Source organism: Bacillus tianshenii, assembly GCA_020524525.2.
Lineage (GTDB): Bacteria > Bacillota > Bacilli > Bacillales > Bacillaceae_N > Bacillus_AV.
This window is the reverse complement of sequence record CP129018.1, coordinates 2,210,219-2,229,367: the sequence shown is the minus strand read 5'-3', so window position 1 is coordinate 2,229,367 and position 19,149 is coordinate 2,210,219. Positions and strand designations below refer to the sequence as shown.

Annotated in this window: 20 protein-coding genes; 17 read left to right on the top strand and 3 right to left on the bottom strand. The window is 39.9% G+C overall.

All coding sequences use genetic code 11. The features are described from left to right. The first annotated feature begins 33 nt into the window (after positions 1-33). The 13 genes from LC040_11290 to LC040_11230 all read left to right on the top strand — a co-directional run bounded on the left by LC040_11290 (position 34) and on the right by LC040_11230 (position 13,041). Positions 34-174, top strand: a complete 141-nt coding sequence (locus tag LC040_11290; protein ID WLR49880.1) for a YqzL family protein — start codon at positions 34-36, stop codon at positions 172-174. A gap of 39 nt (positions 175-213) precedes the next feature. Then, a complete protein-coding gene (gene recO / locus LC040_11285) occupies positions 214-966 on the top strand; it encodes a DNA repair protein RecO (GenBank protein WLR49879.1) in 753 nt (250 codons plus the stop codon). Between the two features lie 301 nt (positions 967-1,267). Beyond that, complete coding sequence (gene glyQ, locus LC040_11280; GenBank protein WLR49878.1) at positions 1,268-2,158, top strand: glycine--tRNA ligase subunit alpha; 891 nt, start codon at positions 1,268-1,270, stop codon at positions 2,156-2,158. Further along, a complete protein-coding gene (glyS, locus tag LC040_11275; GenBank protein WLR49877.1) occupies positions 2,151-4,229 on the top strand; it encodes a glycine--tRNA ligase subunit beta in 2,079 nt (692 codons plus the stop codon). Before glyQ ends, glyS begins: the two co-directional genes overlap by 8 nt. 165 nt (positions 4,230-4,394) lie before the next feature. Next, on the top strand, positions 4,395-5,057 hold the full coding sequence (locus LC040_11270; GenBank protein WLR49876.1) for a helix-turn-helix transcriptional regulator: 663 nt from the start codon (positions 4,395-4,397) through the stop codon (positions 5,055-5,057). A 45-nt stretch (positions 5,058-5,102) separates the two neighbouring features. Continuing rightward, positions 5,103-5,912, top strand: a complete 810-nt coding sequence (locus LC040_11265; GenBank protein WLR49875.1) for a pyruvate, water dikinase regulatory protein — start codon at positions 5,103-5,105, stop codon at positions 5,910-5,912. Between the two features lie 331 nt (positions 5,913-6,243). Continuing rightward, a complete protein-coding gene (locus tag LC040_11260) occupies positions 6,244-6,732 on the top strand; it encodes a DUF188 domain-containing protein (protein WLR49874.1) in 489 nt (162 codons plus the stop codon). A gap of 41 nt (positions 6,733-6,773) precedes the next feature. Continuing rightward, a complete protein-coding gene (dnaG, locus tag LC040_11255) occupies positions 6,774-8,585 on the top strand; it encodes a DNA primase (GenBank protein WLR49873.1) in 1,812 nt (603 codons plus the stop codon). Between the two features lie 41 nt (positions 8,586-8,626). Further along, positions 8,627-9,745: an RNA polymerase sigma factor RpoD gene (rpoD, locus tag LC040_11250; GenBank protein WLR49872.1), complete on the top strand. Its 1,119-nt coding sequence runs from the start codon at positions 8,627-8,629 to the stop codon at positions 9,743-9,745. 51 nt (positions 9,746-9,796) lie between these two features. Further along, entirely contained in the window at positions 9,797-10,459 is a 663-nt protein-coding gene (locus tag LC040_11245; GenBank protein ID WLR49871.1) for a hypothetical protein, read from the top strand. A 262-nt stretch (positions 10,460-10,721) separates the two neighbouring features. After that, positions 10,722-11,075 carry a cytochrome c gene (locus LC040_11240; protein ID WLR49870.1) on the top strand — a complete coding sequence of 118 codons (354 nt, stop codon included), beginning with the start codon at positions 10,722-10,724 and terminating at the stop codon, positions 11,073-11,075. Between the two features lie 138 nt (positions 11,076-11,213). Further along, the gene (locus LC040_11235) at positions 11,214-11,918 is read left to right on the top strand and encodes a tRNA (adenine(22)-N(1))-methyltransferase TrmK (protein ID WLR53271.1); all 705 of its coding nucleotides are present in this window, start codon (positions 11,214-11,216) and stop codon (positions 11,916-11,918) included. A gap of 1 nt (position 11,919) precedes the next feature. After that, a complete protein-coding gene (locus LC040_11230) occupies positions 11,920-13,041 on the top strand; it encodes a Nif3-like dinuclear metal center hexameric protein (protein ID WLR49869.1) in 1,122 nt (373 codons plus the stop codon). Between the two features lie 37 nt (positions 13,042-13,078). Here the strand turns inward: LC040_11230 and LC040_11225 are convergent, their stop codons facing one another. Then, positions 13,079-14,023: a 4-hydroxy-3-methylbut-2-enyl diphosphate reductase gene (locus LC040_11225; GenBank protein WLR49868.1), complete on the bottom strand. Its 945-nt coding sequence runs from the start codon at positions 14,021-14,023 to the stop codon at positions 13,079-13,081. Between the two features lie 204 nt (positions 14,024-14,227). After that, entirely contained in the window at positions 14,228-14,926 is a 699-nt protein-coding gene (locus LC040_11220) for a YqfQ family protein (protein WLR49867.1), read from the bottom strand. A gap of 226 nt (positions 14,927-15,152) precedes the next feature. Between LC040_11220 and LC040_11215 the strand changes: the two genes are divergently transcribed. The 3 genes from LC040_11215 to LC040_11205 all read left to right on the top strand — a co-directional run bounded on the left by LC040_11215 (position 15,153) and on the right by LC040_11205 (position 17,625). Continuing rightward, positions 15,153-16,469, top strand: coding sequence for a DEAD/DEAH box helicase (locus LC040_11215; GenBank protein WLR49866.1), 1,317 nt, complete (start codon positions 15,153-15,155; stop codon positions 16,467-16,469). An 18-nt stretch (positions 16,470-16,487) separates the two neighbouring features. Continuing rightward, positions 16,488-17,381 carry a deoxyribonuclease IV gene (locus LC040_11210; GenBank protein ID WLR53270.1) on the top strand — a complete coding sequence of 298 codons (894 nt, stop codon included), beginning with the start codon at positions 16,488-16,490 and terminating at the stop codon, positions 17,379-17,381. 61 nt (positions 17,382-17,442) lie between these two features. Further along, on the top strand, positions 17,443-17,625 hold the full coding sequence (locus tag LC040_11205) for a hypothetical protein (GenBank protein ID WLR49865.1): 183 nt from the start codon (positions 17,443-17,445) through the stop codon (positions 17,623-17,625). Positions 17,626-17,669: 44 nt separating this feature from the next. Here the strand turns inward: LC040_11205 and LC040_11200 are convergent, their stop codons facing one another. After that, positions 17,670-17,933: a DUF2624 family protein gene (locus tag LC040_11200; GenBank protein ID WLR49864.1), complete on the bottom strand. Its 264-nt coding sequence runs from the start codon at positions 17,931-17,933 to the stop codon at positions 17,670-17,672. 172 nt (positions 17,934-18,105) lie between these two features. Here LC040_11200 and LC040_11195 point away from each other — a divergent pair, with 172 nt between their 5' ends. Next, the gene (locus tag LC040_11195) at positions 18,106-19,146 is read left to right on the top strand and encodes a PAS domain-containing sensor histidine kinase (protein WLR49863.1); all 1,041 of its coding nucleotides are present in this window, start codon (positions 18,106-18,108) and stop codon (positions 19,144-19,146) included. The last annotated feature ends 3 nt before the right edge of the window (positions 19,147-19,149 follow it).

Genomic DNA, 19,149 nt, shown 5'->3' with positions numbered 1-19,149 from the left:
TAGTGTAACTAATCACGAAAGGTGGGGTTTCTTTTGTTAGATCTGACTTGGAAGATTTTCAGTGAAACAGGAAATATTGATACGTATCTTCTGATGAAAGAAATTGAAAGAGACAATGGAAAGCCTGAAGACGAAAGTGAAGAACTGGCAGAAATCAACACTCCTTTAGCTTAGGTAGACCTTTTTTGCTTAATAGTATGGGCGGTGACGTGATTGTTTACAAAAACAGAAGGAATCGTCATCCGCACAAGTGATTATGGCGAAACGAACAAAGTCGTAACCCTCTTTACGAGAGATTTAGGGAAAATAGCTGTTATGGCCAGAGGGGCGAAAAAGCCGAAAAGCCGGCTCGCCTCTCTAACGCAGCTCTTTACGTACGGAAGTTTCCTCGTGCAGAAAGGAAGTGGGATGGGCTCCATGCAGCAGGGAGAACTCATTCAATCATTTCGAAGTTTGCGCGAGGATATTTTTAAGACTGCTTATGCTGCGTATATAGTTGAATTAACTGATAAGCTGACAGAAGATAAGCAGCCAAACCCATTTCTTTTTGAGTTGCTGTATCAGACGTTAATCTATATGCATGAAGGAATTGACTTAGACATTCTTATGTACATTTATGAGGTGAAGATGTTTGAGGTAGCTGGCATCCCACCTTACTTAAATGGGTGTGCAAATTGTGGTCGCACAGAAGGAACTTTCGCCTTCTCCGTTCGGGAGGGCGGTTTGCTATGTAATCAATGTTTCAACGTCGATCCGTACAGAATGCAAGTCAGTCAGCCTGCATTGAAACTACTTCGCTTATTCTTTTATTTTGATATAAAAAAACTCGGTACAGTCTCTGTTAAACAACAGACAAAAGATGAGTTGAAGAAGATGATAACCGCTTATAATGAAGCACATTCTGGTGTTTTTCTTAAGTCTCGACGTTTCTTGGAGCAGTTAAGCCACTTTGAAAATGAAAGTTGACAACTTGTTGCGGATTATGTATGATTTCTAATAAAATTAAGTACAAACATTATATGTGCATTGAAAGAGAGTAGTACTTACCTCATCTCTATACAAGCGAACCTGGGATAGTGCGAGCCGGGGAATAGAGAAGTAAGGAAGGCGCTCTGGAGCACGTCTTATAAAGTGGCCTTTTTTTTAGAAGGCAAATAGGGTGGAACCGCGGGAGAACTCTCGTCCCTATGCTTGTTGCATACGAGCATAGAGACGAGAGTTTTCTTAATGCTCGAAGAAGAGTTTAAATTTATTCGGAGGTGTACAAATGAATATCCAGCAAATGATTTTGAAATTACAAGAACATTGGTCCAATCAAAATTGTATTATCATGCAGGCATATGATACTGAAAAAGGTGCAGGGACGATGAGCCCGATGACATTGTTGCGAAGCCTTGGACCTGAGCCTTGGAATGTTGCTTATGTTGAGCCTTCACGTCGTCCAGCTGACGGCCGTTACGGAGAAAATCCGAACCGCTTATATCAGCATCATCAGTTTCAAGTAATTATGAAGCCTTCTCCTGACAATATTCAAGAGCTTTACTTAGATTCATTGAAAGCGCTTGGGATTAATCCACTTGAGCATGATATTCGTTTTGTAGAAGATAACTGGGAAAATCCAACGCTAGGTGCAGCAGGCCTTGGTTGGGAAGTATGGCTTGACGGGATGGAAATTACCCAGTTTACGTACTTCCAGCAAATCGGTGGCCTTGAAGCAAAACCTGTTTCGGTGGAAATTACATACGGAATTGAACGCTTGGCGTCTTACATTCAAGATAAAGAAAATGTCTTTGATCTAGAGTGGACTGACGGAGTAACAGTTCGGGATATCTTTTATCAGCCAGAATATGAGCATTCCAAATATACATTTGAAATGTCTGATACAGAAATGCTTTTCAACTTATTTAACACATATGAAAAAGAAGCAAAACGCATTATGGAAGAAGGTCTTGTCTTCCCTGCCTATGATTATGTGTTGAAATGTTCCCATACGTTCAACTTGCTTGACGCAAAAGGTGCGATTTCTGTAACAGAACGAACAGGTTATATCGGCCGAGTGCGTAACTTAGCTCGTGGCATAGCAAAAGCATACGTAGAAGAGCGTGAACGGTTAGGATTCCCAATGTTGAAAGGTAAGGAGGCAGCTGATCATGAGTAAACAAGATTTATTGCTAGAAATCGGACTAGAAGAATTACCTGCGCGTTTCGTAACGGATGCAATGGAGCAGCTTGCTGATAAAGTTGCTGTGTGGTTTGAAGAAAACCGTATTGAAATTGAAGGGGTACAAGCTTACTCAACACCTCGTCGCCTTGCAGTCATTGTAAAAGGTGTGGCAGAAAAGCAAGCAGATATTAGTGAAGAAGCACGTGGACCTGCAAGGAAAATTGCTTTAGATGAAGAAGGTAACTGGACGAAAGCGGCACAAGGTTTTGCTAAAGGCCAAGGTGCTGATGTGAATGACATTTTCTTCAAGGAAATTAAAGGCGCAGAGTATGTGTTCGTTAATAAATTTTCTGAAGGTCAGCCAACATTCACACTTCTTCCGCAATTGAAAGATGTGATTACAGGCTTGAACTTCCCGAAAAATATGCGCTGGGGAACAAATCAAATGCGCTATGCACGTCCAATCAAATGGCTCATTTGCCTATTTGGGAAAGAGGTAGTGCCATTTGAAATTACAAACGTCAAAACAAGCAATACAACGTATGGCCATCGCTTCTTAGGTGAACAAATCACAATCGAAGACCCTAGCCAATATAAAATGAAATTACAAGAACAATTCGTCCTTGCGGATGCTGAGGAACGCAAAGAAGCAATTCGTAAACAATTACATAACCTTGCCGATGATGAAGGCTGGGTTATTCCGATTGATGAAGACCTGCTTGAAGAGGTTAATAACCTTGTTGAGTATCCAACTGCTTTGTATGGAACATTTGATGAAGCATTCTTGAATTTGCCTGAAGAAGTGTTGATTACGTCGATGAAAGAGCATCAACGCTACTTCCCAGTCAAAAATGCTAATGGAGACTTGTTGGCATATTTTATTACTGTACGTAATGGAGATGCACGTGCACTTGAAACTGTTGCAAAAGGGAATGAAAAAGTATTGAGTGCTCGTCTCGCTGATGCACAGTTCTTCTATGAAGAGGATCAGAAGCAACCGATCGAGAAATCATTAAAACGCTTGGATAACATTGTCTTTCATGAAGAGCTTGGAACAATCGGAGAAAAAGTTCGCCGTGTTCGAGAGCTTTCTGGTCAAATCAGTGCGCTTGCTTCAGTCAGCACAGAAACGAAGCAGAAGGCAGATCGTGTTGCAACTATCTGCAAATTCGATCTTGTGACGAATATGGTAAACGAATTTACTGAGCTGCAAGGCATTATGGGTGAAAAGTATGCCCGCTTGTTTGGTGAAGATGAACAAGTAGCGATTGGCATTAATGAGCACTACATGCCGCGCTCAGCAGGTGATGATGTACCTAGCACTGACTCTGGAGCTATTGTCAGTATTGCCGATAAGTTAGATACGATTGCTGGCTGCTTTGGCATCGGTTTAATTCCAACTGGTTCACAAGATCCTTACGCATTGCGTCGTCAAGCGACAGGCATTATGCAGACGCTTATTACGAAGGAATGGGGCATCCGTTTTGAAACATTGCTTGAAGTAGCTGTAGAGGAAATGAAGAATTTACAATTATTAAAACGTCAAGGCAGCGATGTACTTGACGAACTTATTCATTTCTTCAAATTACGCCTAAAAAACATTTTGAATGAAAAAGGTATTCGTTATGATGTGATTGAAGCAGTGCTTGCCGGTCCAATTGCGAAGCCTGCAGTACTTGTGAAGCGAGCGGAATTACTACAAGAAAAGCTTCACGATGAAACATTTAAGGAAACAGTTGAAGCATTAAGTCGTGTGACGAATATTTCTAGTAAGGCAAAAACAGAAGAGTATGAAGCCGATTTATTCCATGAAGAACCTGAAAAAGAACTTTATACAAACTATGTAAAAGTTGAAGCATCTGTGGTAGAAGCAATTGACAATGGGAATGTCAAAGAAGCCTATACTCAGCTTGCTGCGTTAAAGCCTCATATTGACAACTATTTTGATAATATTATGGTTATGACAGAAGATGAAAAAGTACGCGAAAACCGACTTAGCTTCATGGCAAGTATCGCTAATACAATCAAGACATTTGCTCATTTCAATGAGATTGTGTTTAAATAAAGCTATTCGAATGAGAAGCCTGTTGAATAAACAGGCTTTTTTTCTCGCTTATATGTGCTAGTATTATAAAGTATGACCTAAATCTTTAATTATGATATAAGATTCTTTCGGAAATCGTATATATCAGATATAATATTATATAGAAACAGCATTTGTTCAGCATTAATGGTTTTCCATGGTACAAAGGTGGTGAGAACAATCGAACTGAATAAACGGCAAGAGCACATCTTGCAGATTGTAAAAGATAATGGCCCAATTACCGGTGAACAGATTGCAGATCGACTTGATTTGACTAGAGCAACACTTAGACCAGACCTCGCAATCTTAACCATGGCTGGCTACCTTGAAGCACGACCCCGTGTCGGTTATTTTTATACAGGAAAAACTGGTTCGCAATTGTTGACTGAGAAAATTCGCAAACTTCGTGTGAATGAGTACCAATCAATTCCTGTCGTCGTAGAAGAGAACGTCTCTGTCTATGATGCGATTTGTACAATGTTCCTTGAGGATGTTGGAACATTGTTTGTCGTTGATAAGCATGCCTTACTTGTAGGGGTGCTATCACGTAAGGATTTATTGCGTGCAAGCATCGGGAAGCGTGATCTTGAAGCCATCCCTGTCAACATTATTATGACGCGCATGCCAAATATTACGTATGCTCAAAAAGAGGATTTATTAATTGATGTGGCGCAGAAAATTATTGAGAAACAAATTGATGCCGTCCCAGTTGTGAAAGAGACAGAGAAAGGCTATGAAGTTGTAGGCAGAATTACCAAAACAAACATGACAAAAGCGTTGCTTGAACTTGCAAAAGATGAAATGATATAGTGATACACTAACCTGTACTACAAAATAGAAAGGAATGGAGACGGAATGAGTAGTTCAATTGTTTATGTCGTTTCCGATTCCGTCGGCGAAACGGCTGAGCTAGTCGTCAAAGCTGCATCAAGCCAATTTCATTCATTTGGTATTGAAATAAAACGTGTGCCTTACGTTGAAGATACAGCGACCTTAAAGGAAGTTGTTCAACTAGCCAAAGAAAATGACGCGATTGTTGGTTTTACGTTAGTTGTACCTGAAATGCGGAAATTTTTATTAGAAGAGGCAACAAAGCAAGGCGTAGAAACAGTCGATATTATTGGTCCGATGGTTGATAAAATGCAAGCGAAGTATAATCGTGACCCACGACATGAACCAGGGCTTGTACATAAGCTCGATGAAGATTATTTCAAGAAAGTAGAAGCGATCGAATTCGCTGTTAAGTATGACGATGGGCGTGATCCTCGTGGCATTCTCCGAGCTGATATCGTGCTTGTCGGTGTTTCTCGTACGTCCAAAACACCGCTCTCACAATACTTAGCTCATAAACGTTTAAAAGTGGCAAACGTGCCGCTTGTACCTGAAGTAGAACCGCCAGAAGAATTATTTGAAGTTGACCCGATGAAATGTTTCGGATTAAAAATTAGTCCAGATAAATTAAATACAATTCGCAGAGAGCGATTGAAAGCCCTTGGTTTGAATGACAAGGCGAGTTATGCAAACATTGATCGTATTAAAGAAGAACTTCAGTATTTTGAACGGGTTATTAAGCGGATTGATTGTGAAGTCATTGATGTTTCTCACAAAGCGGTAGAGGAAACTGCTAATGTTATTTTGAATATCCTACATCATCGTAGTGAATAAATTGAAACTTTATAATCAAATGGTACGTTATATAAAAGCAAAGAAAGTTTGCTTCAGAAAGCACAGTCAATACTGTGCTTTCTATATTTTTCACGGCATACAGCCTAAACTTTTCTATAAAAAAGTTTAGGCTAAATGATAGCCAAATTGCTTAAAGTATATTATAATGAAAAATTGTGATTTAGTTACTATTTAAAGGTTTAGAGTAGAGAAATTAGGAATAAACTAGAAAAGTATAAGTTTATTCACTGATAAACGATTCGTTTTTGCAAAAATTTTGCTGGGCTCGACAAAATTCTGAAATTTAAAACATAAATTTCAAAGAAGGATTATGAGGAGGGATGTAGAAATAGAAAAATATGACGAAAGCATGTGTACGATCTTTGTCGATGCGGACGCATGTCCTGTGAAAAAAGACATAGTTGAGATTGCAGCTGCTTATCATTGTTCAGTCATTTTTATCTCTTCTTATAACCATATGATTCATGATAAGCCTGGTGGTGAATGGGTCTTTGTCGATACCAACCAAGAGGAAGTTGACCTATATATTGTCAATCATGTAAAACCTTATGACCTTGTTATTACTCAAGATATTGGACTAGCAGGGCTTTTGCTGAAACGAAACGTTTATGTGTTATCCCCGCGAGGAAAAGAATATAACGAGGCGAATATTGAACCTGCACTGTTCTCTCGATTTGTACATGCGAAACAAAGACAAGCAGGTCAAAAAACAAGAGGACCTAAAGCATATACAAAACAAGATAAAGAACATTTCCGTGTAGAATTGGAAAAAATATTGTCGAATCTTGCAGGAATTTAATTGTTTATCAAGAATACCACACAGGGCGCGGTGATAAATACATGACAAATCGCATACCTGAAGATACGATTGAAAAAATTCGTTCAGAGAATGACATTGTAGACGTAGTCTCTGAATATGTTCAATTGAAGAAGCAGGGACGGAATTACTTTGGTCTTTGTCCTTTTCACGGTGAAAAAACGCCTTCCTTTTCGGTGGCTCCAGATAAGCAGATCTATCACTGCTTCGGTTGTGGAGCTGGTGGGAATGTTATTTCATTTATTATGAATATTGAAGGTCAAGAATTTCCAGAAGCAGCAAAAATGCTTGCAGATCGTGCTAATATTGAGCTTCCACAATTTGAGCAATCAGATAGGTATGCTGATAGTCCAAGTGGAACGAATGAGACTCGTAAAGCACATGACCTTTTAAAGAAATTTTACCATCATTTACTCGTAAACACAAAGGAGGGCCGACGTGGCCTTGAATATTTAAAGGACCGCGGCTTCACGAATGACGTAATTGAAGCGTTCGAACTCGGTTATGCACCTGATTCCTGGGAGACGACAGCTGTTTTTTTGGAAAAGCGTGGCTTCCAATTAGATAAAATGTCTGCTGCAGGAATCTTAGCACAGCGTCAACAAGATGGTGTTTATTATGACCGCTTTCGTGAGCGGGTAATGTTTCCAATTTGGAACCAACGCGGTGATGTAATTGCCTTCGGTGGAAGAGCAATTGGAGATGGTAATCCGAAGTACTTGAATAGTCCGGAAACGGATTTGTTCAAGAAGGGAAGAAATTTATATGGTTTTCACCTTGCTCGGAAAACCATGCGTAAAGAGTCAACCGCCGTGCTGTTTGAAGGATATATTGATGTTATTTCGGCATGGTCGGCCGGTGTAACAAATGGCGTAGCCACCCTTGGAACGTCACTGACTGAAGAGCAGGCTGACCTTCTTCATCGTCTAGTTGATACGGTTATTATATGTTATGACAGTGATGATGCTGGAATGGATGCTGCAGATAGGGCTGCGAAAATGTTACAAGCCACTGGTTGCCAGGTGAAAGTGGCCGTTATGCCAGATGGAATGGACCCTGATGACTACATCAGAAAACATGGAGCTGAAAGTTTTCGAAAAGGTGTAATAGGGGCAAGCTTGACCTATATGTCTTATAAAATGCGGCTGCTTCGGAAAGGAAAAAACTTTCAAGAAGCAGGAGATCGTATCCAATATATAGAAGATATTCTCAAAGAAATAACGAAATTGTCGAAAGCAGTTGAACGTGAGCACTATTTGAAACAATTAGCCGATGAATTTTCAATATCATTAGATACGTTAAAAGATGAGCAACGTCGCATTTATTATCAAACACGCAAGTCGAAGGATAATCCATCTTTTGAAAGAAATAATAAGCATCAATATAAAGTTTTAACGCAGAAAAAATTGCTTCCGGCTTTTCATAATGCGGAACGGTATTTGTTAGCTCATATGCTGCAAGATGCTTATATCGCAGAAAAGATTCAGGATGAGATTGCCTGTTCCTTTAACATTGATGAACATAATGCGATAGCGATTATGCTCTATGCTTATTATGAAGAACATGACACCCTAGAGATTAGTGATTTCATGCATCGAATTGAGGACGAGGGGTTGCGCAACCTCGTTTCAGACCTAGCAATGCTAGAAGTAAATGCTGAGGTGTCCGAACATGAATTAAGCGATTATATTCGTTGTGTATTGGACCATCCGCGATGGAAGGAAGTCCATGAATTCGAGCAAGAGAAGAAAGAAGCAGAAAGACAGCAGGATATTGTGCGTGCAGCGCAAATAGGAATGAAGATTATTGAGTTAAAGAAGCAGCTGAAGCATTAAGAGAGTGGTTCGGCGTTTATTAGTTGGAAGGAGGCGAACATATGGCTGAAAAACGAGCTCGTTCAAAAAATGTTGAAACTGAATTAACATTGGAGCAAGCAAAAGAACAGCTGTTTGAAATTGGTAAAAAACGCGGTGTCTTAACATATGAAGAAATCGCTGAACGTTTATCAGCCTTTGAATTGGATTCAGATACAATGGATGAATACTACGAGTACCTTGGGGATAAAGGAATCGAAGTAATCGGAGAATCTGAAGAAGATCCAAATATGCAGCAACTAGACAAGGAAGAGGAATTCGACCTTAATGATTTAAGTGTACCTCCAGGTATAAAAATAAATGACCCAGTAAGAATGTATTTGAAAGAAATTGGCCGTGTTGACTTACTTTCAGCAGAAGAAGAGATTGAATTAGCAAAACGTATTGAACAAGGTGATGAAGAAGCCAAGCGCCGACTTGCTGAAGCAAACCTTCGTCTCGTTGTAAGTATTGCAAAACGCTATGTAGGAAGAGGTATGCTTTTCCTTGACCTTATCCAAGAAGGTAACATGGGCTTAATAAAAGCTGTTGAGAAGTTCGATTATGATAAAGGGTTCAAATTTAGTACGTATGCAACATGGTGGATTCGTCAAGCAATTACGCGTGCAATCGCTGACCAAGCAAGAACAATCCGTATTCCAGTGCATATGGTTGAAACAATTAACAAGTTAATTCGTGTTCAACGTCAACTACTACAGGATCTTGGCCGTGAGCCATCACCAGAAGAAATTGGTGAAGAGATGGAACTAACACCAGACAAAGTTCGTGAAATTCTGAAGATTGCCCAGGAACCTGTCTCATTAGAAACGCCGATTGGTGAAGAAGATGATTCACACCTAGGTGATTTCATTGAAGATCAGGAAGCAACTTCACCATCAGATGCAGCCGCATATGAACTATTGAAAGAGCAGCTAGAAGATGTGCTAGATACGTTAACAGACCGTGAAGAAAATGTACTTCGACTTCGTTTCGGTTTAGATGATGGACGAACAAGAACTCTAGAAGAAGTGGGTAAGGTCTTCGGTGTTACACGCGAACGTATTCGACAAATCGAAGCAAAAGCACTTCGCAAACTTCGTCATCCAAGCCGAAGCAAACGCTTAAAAGACTTCTTAGAATAAAGTCCAGCTCAGAGAATAGTTTACTTCATTGCGTATGGAGTAAACTATTTTTTGGATAATAGCGAACACAAGGTGGCTTTCACTAGGGTTGACTTGGCGATGGGCCAAGTTTTTCTAGTATTCAAAGAACCCATTGAGGTGGTTGAAGTGAGTGACCGCAAAGAAACAATTATTAAAGAAATACGTTATTGGAAAGAACACCATTTACTCCCTGCCCAGTATTGTGATTTTCTACTCAAGCTTTATACTGAGGGAGAAGAAGAACCGCAACAAACGGAGCACATAAAACAGGCTAAGACCAGGACTAAGCATAAGGTGAACATAGCCCGTATGCCATTTTATTTCCTTTTATTTATTTTGTTCGCTCAATTACCGATAACATTTCTTGTCATTTATTTTACTGAATTGTCTTTCCTTTTGCAAATCGGACTCTTTTCCATATTTATAGGGGTATCTGTAATAACTGGAATTATTTATTATCGTAAAAAAGATAAATGGATGCACTTACCGATTATTACGGGGTCATTAGTTTTGTTCCTTGCAACTGTTCATTTAATGAGTACATATGTAAGTACGTCACAGTGGGCATTAGTTACCGTCATTCTATTTAACTGTATGACTTGGACTCTTATAGGTTGGAAAACGAAATTAACGTATTTGCTAATTGCAGGAATTTCAAGTGCTGTATTGCTTGTCTCCTATAGTTTTTTGTGAAATGAGAAGAATTGAATGATACTATCTTAGTATATCAATTATTCGTTCTAGGAAAGTTTTAAGAATTTTTAATTTTTTTGTAATTTTTCTTTAAAATATTTGATGAGTTTTGACATTTACATGAACTTTTTATAAAAATGAGAATAACTTAGGGCTACCCCCTTTTCTAGAGCGAGTATTTGCAGTAAAATATAGGTGTTTTAACATAGCTTGTGGTACGTGTACACTGTACTAATGTACATATACATAAGGAGGAAAAGAGATGAATCGCAACCCAGTAATGCCTTACCTAATTACGATGGTTATTGGTATTATTCTTATTGTTGGCTTGGGAGGTTACGGGTTAAGTAATCCACCAGGAGAAGCTGCAGAAGGTGAAGCACAAGAAGAAGCGGCACCTGCAAATCCAGAAGAAATCTTCAAGCAAAGCTGTGCAGCATGTCACGGTCAGAACCTTGAAGGTGGAGCTGGTCCAAACTTAACACAGGTTGGAAGCAAGCTATCAGCTGACGACATTAAGGGTATTATTCAAAACGGTAAAGGAAGCATGCCTGGAGGCCTAGTAACTGGTGAGGCACAGGACAAGTTAGCACAATGGCTAGCAGAAAAGAAATAAGGTGAAAAAGAGGAGCTTTTTGTCTGATTAGGGGCAAGAAGCTTTTTCTTTTGTATCAGACGGTTCGCCTTCTCTTTTCTTTTTTTGTGTGTACTTGTATGATAGTAGTTGTGGAATAAGGAAAATGTGGTGAAAATGATGAATGAGATACGATTATCAGAGCGATTATGCGCTGTTGTAGATGAGATTCCAAAAAATTCAACGATTGCAGATATTGGTTCGGACCATGCCTATTTACCGTGTTATGCGTATTTACGTGGTGTTATTTCTGAAGGTATTGCTGGTGAAATTAATGAAGGTCCTTGGAAATCTGCACTTGAGCAAGTAAAGCGATGTGGGATAGAAAGTAAAATTTCCGTACGCCGCGGAAATGGTCTTGAAGTTATGGCTCCTGGAGAGGTGGATGTTGTTGTTGTAGCCGGAATGGGTGGCCAATTAATTGCTTCAATTCTTGAAGATGGCAAGGAAAAGCTTGCTGGCGTGAAACGGCTTGTTTTGCAGCCAAACGTCGGAGCGAGATTTATCCGTATTTGGCTCCGTGACAATGGCTGGGAATTAAAGCGTGAGCAAATCTTGGAGGAAGACGAAAAGATTTATGAAATATTAACTGCTGACAGAGGTGATGCTAATGTGCCATATAAGGCTCGTGAAGAAGCAGCACTCTTGTTTGGTCCTTTTTTAATGAAAGAGAAAAATGAGGCATTCTGTAAAAAGTGGCAGTACGAATATGCGAAGTGGAAAAAGATTGTTCAGCAAATGGAAGGTGCTGAACAAAATGAAGCATTAGCTGAAAAGCGAGCAAAGATCGAATCGCGAATGAAATTGGCAGAGGAGGTTCTTTAAAGTGGCAAACTTTGCGAATGGACAAGAAATCATTCAAGCATTTGAGCGATTTTCGCCTAAGTCATATGCAGTTGAAGGCGACAAAATTGGCTTACAAATTGGTACGTTAAATAAAAAAGTAAAAAAAATAATGATTGCACTTGATGTTCTAGAAGAGGTTGTTGATGAAGCGATTGATGAAGAAGTAGACTTAATTATTGCTCACCATCCAATCCTTTTCCGTCCTTTAAAGCAGCTTGTTACTGACGAAGGACAAGGAAAGCTTGTCGCAAAGCTGGTGAAGCATGATATTACCGTCTATGCGGCTCATACAAACCTTGATGTTGCCAAAGGTGGCGTAAATGACCTTATGGCAGAAGCGCTCGGCTTACAGGAAACAGACGTACTTGTGCCGACATATGAAGACCCGTTAAAGAAAATTGTTGTCTTCGTACCTGAGGAACAAGCAGACCGTGTGCGTCAAGCGATAGGGGACGCAGGTGCTGGTCATATCGGTAATTACAGCCATTGCTCATTTAATACACCAGGCACTGGCATGTTCTTACCAGGTGAGGGAACAGACCCATTCATCGGCAAGCAAGGTGAAATAGAGCATGTGAATGAAGTAAAGGTTGAAACGATTGTTCCAAAGTCACAGGTAAATAAAGTTCTTCGTGCGATGTTAAAAGCACACCCATATGAAGAACCTGCCTATGATATTTATCCGCTTGAAAATACAGGTGAAGTGCTTGGATTAGGACGTGTTGGCAAGCTCGACCAAGCAATGACCCTAAAAGAGTTCGCGGAACACGTGAAGCAGGCATTTGATGTAAAAGGTCTTCGCGTTGTTGGTAACTTGGACAACAAGATACAAAAAGTTGCCCTGCTTGGCGGTGACGGTAATAAGTACTGGAAGAATGCAAAATTCAAGGGCGCGGACGTATATGTAACAGGTGATATGTATTATCATGTGGCACATGATGCGATGATGGAAGGATTAAACATTGTCGATCCTGGCCATAATGTTGAAAAAGTAATGAAAGACGGCGTGCGAAAAGTGCTCCAGTCTTTTCTAGATGAGAAAAAGTATGCAACAGAGGTAATCGCCTCAAAACCGAATACAGACCCATTTACATTTCTATAAAATAAACAAATGCCGCAGTGCGAGACTGCGGCATTTGTTATGCTTTTTTCTTTACTTTTGGCAGAATTTTATTAAGTGCAACTTTACGTTCTGGATTATGTGTGCTGGTGTCTTCTAGGTTATATTGTTCGATGAATTTAATCACTTCTTTAGCAATCGGTGTTGGTGTTGAAGCACCAGCTGTAATGGCCACCTTTTGAACACCTTTCAGCCAATCTAGACTGATTTCGCTCACATCAGCGATCCGGTGGGCAGGAGTTCCTGCAATTTCTTCTGAAACTTGTGCTAGGCGGCAGGAATTGTTACTGCGCGGGTCACCGACAACAAGGGTAAGGTCTGCTTCTTTTGCTTGTTCTGCTACAGCTTCTTGTCGTACTTGTGTTGCCATACAAATTTCACGATGAAATTCAGCATGTGGATAACGTTCCACAACCTTTTCCATAATGTCATGAACATCCCATTGGCTCATTGTTGTTTGGTTCGTGATAATAATTTTATTAGATTGGATGTCTAAGTCTTTTACATCGTCCATATTGGAAACGAGATGGACAATATCGGGGGCAACACCTAATGCACCTTCTGGTTCTGGATGACCTTTTTTACCAATATAGACTACCTCATAGCCTTTTTCTTTCATATCTCGAATGAGATCGTGTGTTTTCGTTACGTCAGGGCATGTGGCATCGAGCACAGTTAAGCCCTTTTCTTCTGCACGTTTCTTAACCTCTGGCGAAACACCGTGTGCAGTGAAGATAACAGTTCCTTCATTAATCCCTTCTAATAGGTCTAAGCGACTTTGACCATCAAGGGTGATGATACCTTCTTCTTCGAAAGCCTGCGTAACATGAGCGTTATGAACGATCATTCCTAAAATATAAATTGGTCTTGGCAATGATTTATCTAAAGCGGCATTTCGTGCAATCACCATTGCGTCGACAACGCCATAGCAATAACCTCGAGGGGCAATTTTAATAACTTCCATTCTGTTATCCTCCTCTTTATGTCTGTGGAAAAGGGTGAAGCTACACGCCTTACGAACTGTATATTATGCGCCATTTCGCTCGCACCTCTTTTATTTAGTTGGTGCTAAAGCTTACTGATAGATTCATATTCAGGGCACATTCCACCTTCATTATAAAGGAGAGCAGAATGGAATACAAAACAACAAGATATTAAAAAAATAAATTTATATATAAAGCTTTGGCTGAGAAACTTTTGGTTTCAGACTTTCTTCTTGCTCAATATGTGATTCGCCAATTGTCGTAAGATCAAGTGTATTCTCATCTATGTCCTCAAAATCATCAGCTGATTCTTCAAATTCATCGTCAGTAGGCGGCGAGAGTAAGTAAGGACGGCTTTCTTTCGTTGTCTCTTGTTCAATGGAAGATTCGTTTGATTCTTCGACGACCGTTTCAGTTGTTTCATTTTCAGTGTTGCTGGAATCTGCGTCATCCATATTTGAAAGTTCTTGATACAATTTAATCATTGAAGGGATGTTGCGTATCATTGGTCCATACTGCTGTACCATTGGGCCGACCGTTTGCGCCATTTTTAAGCCTTTTTGAAGGTTGTCAAGTACACCTGTGAATCCGCCTGCACCTTGTGTGAGGCCTTGTAAGCTAGAGAGACCACCTTGCATGCCAGATAATCCTTGCATTCCTTGTTGAGCACCAGGGAAGCCAGAGAAGCCTCTCATGCCGTTTAACATCATGGCGTTTCGCCCTGCCCCTCCACTAAATAAACGGGAAAGCAACCCACCCCCTCGGCTTAATCCTTGCATCTGACCCATCGGAAGCTGTGAAGGAAACATTGTAGGTGACATTTGTTGTTGGAAAAATGGCATATAGCCACGTGTAGGCATGGGCGGCATTGGAGGTCTGAACATTTTATAACTCCTCCTTTCCTATCCTGATTCAAAAAATGTTCAAGTCAAATCTCTATTACAAAATATGAGAGATGCTTTGTTTCGGTGTGCTTTCGATGTAAAATAGACAAATGCCCAGAAGAATTGGTTGTTGACCTATTTTTCACTTATAATAGAATGTTAGGTGGACTCGTAATTTTTTTTGCGTCGGAACAGTCTATGGAATTTAACTTAAGGAGAATGTTTGATGAAGAAAACACAATTTGATCGTTTTGATTTTAAACCGTTTATTATAGAGGCAGTTCAGGAGTTAGGCTTTTACCAGCCGACAGATATTCAAGAGCGTATTATTCCGAGCATATTGAATGGAGAAAGTGCGGTTGGACAAGCACAGACTGGTACTGGAAAGACGCATGCATATTTGCTTCCGATCTTTGAGAATATCGATCCAACCCTTAACGAAGTGCAGGCTGTTATCACAGCGCCGACGCGTGAATTAGCGCGGCAAATTTATCAGGAGGCTCGTAAAATTGCTGATCGCTTTCCGAAAGAGACACCTGCGACAGTTAAATTCTTTATCGGCGGAACAGATAAACAAAAGACAATGGAGAAGCTCAGCACGCAGCCGCAGGTCGTGATTGGAACACCTGGCCGAATTAATGACTTAGTTCGTGAACAAGCGTTGTTTGTTTATACAGCAAAAACGGTTGTCGTTGATGAAGCCGACTTAATGCTAGATATGGGCTTTATAGAAGATGTGGACCAAATTGCTGCAAAGATGCCTGAAAAATTACAGATGCTTGTCTTTTCAGCAACCGTTCCTGAGAAGCTGAAGCCTTTTATGAAAAAATATATGGAAAATCCGCGCTTTGTCCATGTGGAACCGACACAAGCGACACCTGAGAAGATTACCCATTACCTTGTGCCACTGCGTCATCGTGATGAAATGAAAATAATTTATGATTTATCTGTAATGGCTAATCCATACTTGATGATGATTTTTGCTAATACGCGTAAGAAAGCAGATGAAATAGCGGATTATTTGTTAGCACAAGGGCTTAATGTAGGACGCCTACATGGTGATTTGACACCACGTGAACGAAAAAATGTGATGAAAAAAATCAAAAAGGCAGAATATCAGTACGTGGTCGGTACAGACCTTGCAGCTCGTGGTATTGATATTCAAGGTGTCAGTCATGTGCTTAATGCAGATATTCCTCACCATGATTTGACATTTTATATTCATCGTGTTGGACGCTCAGCGCGTGCTGACTTTTCGGGTGAAGCGATTACGCTCTACAGCTTAAGTGACGAAGATTCATTGAATAAGCTTGAAAAGATGGGGATTTCCTTTAAACATGTTGATTTTCGGGATAATGAATGGATTGATATCGGTCCGCGTAATAAACGTGCAAAGCGTGCAAAGACAACAGATGAATTCGAAAAAACCGCTAAAAAGCTTGTTCGGAAACCGAAAAAAGTCAAACCTGGCTATAAGAAAAAACGTCAGCAAGAAATTGAAAAAGTAAAACGTAAAATGAAGCGAAACAATCGTTTTAAATAGGGGAATGGAGTGAAAGAAATGAAAATTGGCTCACACGTTTCGATGAAAGGAAAGAAAATGCTGCTTGGCGCAAGTGAAGAGGCTGTTTCCTATGGCTCAAAGACATTTATGATTTATACAGGTGCTCCGCAAAATACGCGCCGTAAAGCAATTGAAGAACTTAACATTGAAGCCGGCACAGCACATATGAAGGAAAATGGTATTGATGAGATTGTCGTTCACGCGCCATATATTATTAATATTGCAAATACAACAAAGCCTGAAACGTTTGAGCTCGGTGTTCGGTTTCTTCGTTCAGAAATTGAGCGGACAGAAGCACTTGGAGCAAAGCAGATAGTGTTGCATCCAGGCGCCCATGTAGGAGCTGGGGCAGATGCTGGGATAGCAAAGATTATTGAAGGATTAAATGAAGTATTAACGAAAGACCAAAAGGTACAAATTGCCCTTGAAACAATGGCTGGTAAAGGAAGCGAATGTGGCAGAACGTTTGATGAGTTGGCGAAAATTATGGACGGCGTTACATTAAATGATAAGCTTTCTGTTTGTTTTGATACGTGCCATACACATGATGCAGGCTATGATATTGTAGATGATTTCGATGGGGTTCTTGAGGAATTTGACAGAATCGTTGGACTTGAGCGGTTGAAAGTGCTACACGTAAACGACAGTAAAAATGAACGTGGTGCTGCAAAAGACCGTCATGAAAACATCGGTTTCGGTCACATCGGGTTTGAAGCATTAAACAGGATTGTGCATCATCCGCAATTTAATGATATTCCAAAGATTCTTGAAACACCTTATGTCGGAGAAGATAAGAAAAATAAAAAGCCGCCATATAAACATGAAATAACGATGTTCCGCAATAAATCGTTTGAAGAAGATGTGCTTACAAAGATTTTAAGCGGTGAGTAAATGATGAGAGGCGCGAAAATTCATTCATTTTCGCGTCTTTACTTTATGTGAGGTGGGAATCGTGAAGAAGTTAACGAAAAAGACAGGCCTACAATTAAGGCTTATGCTTATCGCTGTCATGTTGATTGCACCTATAGCAAGTGGCTTGCGCCTTTTTCCTGGATCTGTATTGGTGTTTTTTTATATCGTGAGTGCTGTTTGCTTAATTGGTTTATTTGTTGTCGAGTTTAATACCGATAAATAAAAAAGAACGAGCTGCGTACAAAAGCTCGTTCTTTTTGTATGTTTTTACAAAACGGATTGAAATTGTTCGAGTAATTCAGCGGCTTTGCCTGCTGCTTCATTTCCAACGATTCGGCGTACTTTTTCAAGCAGTTGATTTAATTGAGTCGTGTTATAGATATTGATGTTTTCTTTTTGTAGAATCATGACGATTTTTTCAGCTTCGGATTTAGTGAGGGAAATGTCGTACTGCTCTGCCATTTGGATTAGTTCACCTGGGGTTAATTGTTTAATCTTCGTATTGACGATCGTTTGTAAAAAAGGGTTCATCAACGTCACGTCCTTTAGTTAAAGATTCGTTTACGATATGCCGATAACATACACACGTAGAGGATTTAAGCATTTTTTAAGATTTCAAAAGTACAATTTTTATTAGAGTATGGGAACAGTTGAAAATGGTGCATGTTCTTGTTGGGAAAATTATTGCTGAGGTGACGGATGAATGAAAGGAAGTATTGAGTTAAGTAGGAAGCAGGATACATGTTTTCAAGAGCTAGTGAAAAATCATCTAGATACAGCATGTTTAATTTTGAATAAGGATTTGCAGGTGCAATTTGTAAATGATTCGTTTGTGAAGTTTATCGAGAAGGATGCTGGGGAAATGATTGGTGAATCCTTGGACCGATGTCTAAATGGGCATATTTTACATAATACGATGATGTCTTTGATAAAGGAAGTATTATTCATTAATCAGATGGTCGAGCATATTTATTATACAGAAGACGTCTTCTATCAGCTGAAAGCACATATTTTAGAGGAGAGTCAGAACATATGTGTCATGTTGTATGATCATTCTTATCAACAGAAATTTGAAAATTTACTCGTCTATAAGGAACAGATGGATACCGTAGCTCAGCTAGCGGCAGGAGTTGCCCATGAACTCCGTAACCCACTTGCTGTTATTCGCGGTTTCTTTCAATTGTCGAAAATGACAAAGGGCTGGGACAAATATTATGAAACAATTATGGCAGAGATGATCCGGATGGAAGGGATTATTGAGGAGTTTCTTTCAATGGCCCGCAAGAATGAGAAAAAAGAGCAGGTTTATTTGCATGAGGTTCTTGGTGCTATTCTCAACATTATTCGTGCAGAATGTTTGCTTCATGATATCGAATTCCGCCATAATATAGTAGACTGCCCTCACTATGTACTAGCTAATGAAGCAATGATTAAGCAAGTGATGTTGAACTTGCTCCGTAATGCTATTGAAGCATTTGATGGAACGGAATCTTCACCGCAATTTTCGCTTACAACAGCAGTAAGTTCGAATCATTACGTCGTTCGTGTACAGGATAATGGTCCAGGGATTCCAGAGGATATCTTATTACAGCTTGGACAACCATTTTTTACAACGAAAGAAAATGGTACAGGAATTGGTCTGGCAATGTGTAAGAAAATTATTCATGATTATAACGGGACGTTTCGAATTGAAAGTGAAGTTGGTGTTGGGACTACCGTGAGTTTTTCCTTTCCGCTTGCATAATGA

Excerpts from the sequence above, each read along its gene's own strand:
- glyQ (WLR49878.1), top strand. The coding sequence starts at position 1,268 with ATGAATATCCAGCAAATGATTTTGAAATTACAAGAACATTGGTCCAAT.
- glyS (WLR49877.1), top strand. The coding sequence starts at position 2,151 with ATGAGTAAACAAGATTTATTGCTAGAAATCGGACTAGAAGAATTACCT.
- LC040_11270 (WLR49876.1), top strand. The coding sequence starts at position 4,395 with ATGGTTTTCCATGGTACAAAGGTGGTGAGAACAATCGAACTGAATAAA.
- LC040_11265 (WLR49875.1), top strand. The coding sequence starts at position 5,103 with ATGAGTAGTTCAATTGTTTATGTCGTTTCCGATTCCGTCGGCGAAACG.
- LC040_11260 (WLR49874.1), top strand. The coding sequence starts at position 6,244 with ATGAGGAGGGATGTAGAAATAGAAAAATATGACGAAAGCATGTGTACG.
- dnaG (WLR49873.1), top strand. The coding sequence starts at position 6,774 with ATGACAAATCGCATACCTGAAGATACGATTGAAAAAATTCGTTCAGAG.
- rpoD (WLR49872.1), top strand. The coding sequence starts at position 8,627 with ATGGCTGAAAAACGAGCTCGTTCAAAAAATGTTGAAACTGAATTAACA.
- LC040_11240 (WLR49870.1), top strand. The coding sequence starts at position 10,722 with ATGAATCGCAACCCAGTAATGCCTTACCTAATTACGATGGTTATTGGT.
- LC040_11235 (WLR53271.1), top strand. The coding sequence starts at position 11,214 with ATGAATGAGATACGATTATCAGAGCGATTATGCGCTGTTGTAGATGAG.
- LC040_11225 (WLR49868.1), bottom strand. The coding sequence starts at position 14,023 with ATGGAAGTTATTAAAATTGCCCCTCGAGGTTATTGCTATGGCGTTGTC.
- LC040_11220 (WLR49867.1), bottom strand. The coding sequence starts at position 14,926 with ATGTTCAGACCTCCAATGCCGCCCATGCCTACACGTGGCTATATGCCA.
- LC040_11215 (WLR49866.1), top strand. The coding sequence starts at position 15,153 with ATGAAGAAAACACAATTTGATCGTTTTGATTTTAAACCGTTTATTATA.
- LC040_11210 (WLR53270.1), top strand. The coding sequence starts at position 16,488 with ATGAAAATTGGCTCACACGTTTCGATGAAAGGAAAGAAAATGCTGCTT.
- LC040_11200 (WLR49864.1), bottom strand. The coding sequence starts at position 17,933 with ATGAACCCTTTTTTACAAACGATCGTCAATACGAAGATTAAACAATTA.
- LC040_11195 (WLR49863.1), top strand. The coding sequence starts at position 18,106 with ATGAAAGGAAGTATTGAGTTAAGTAGGAAGCAGGATACATGTTTTCAA.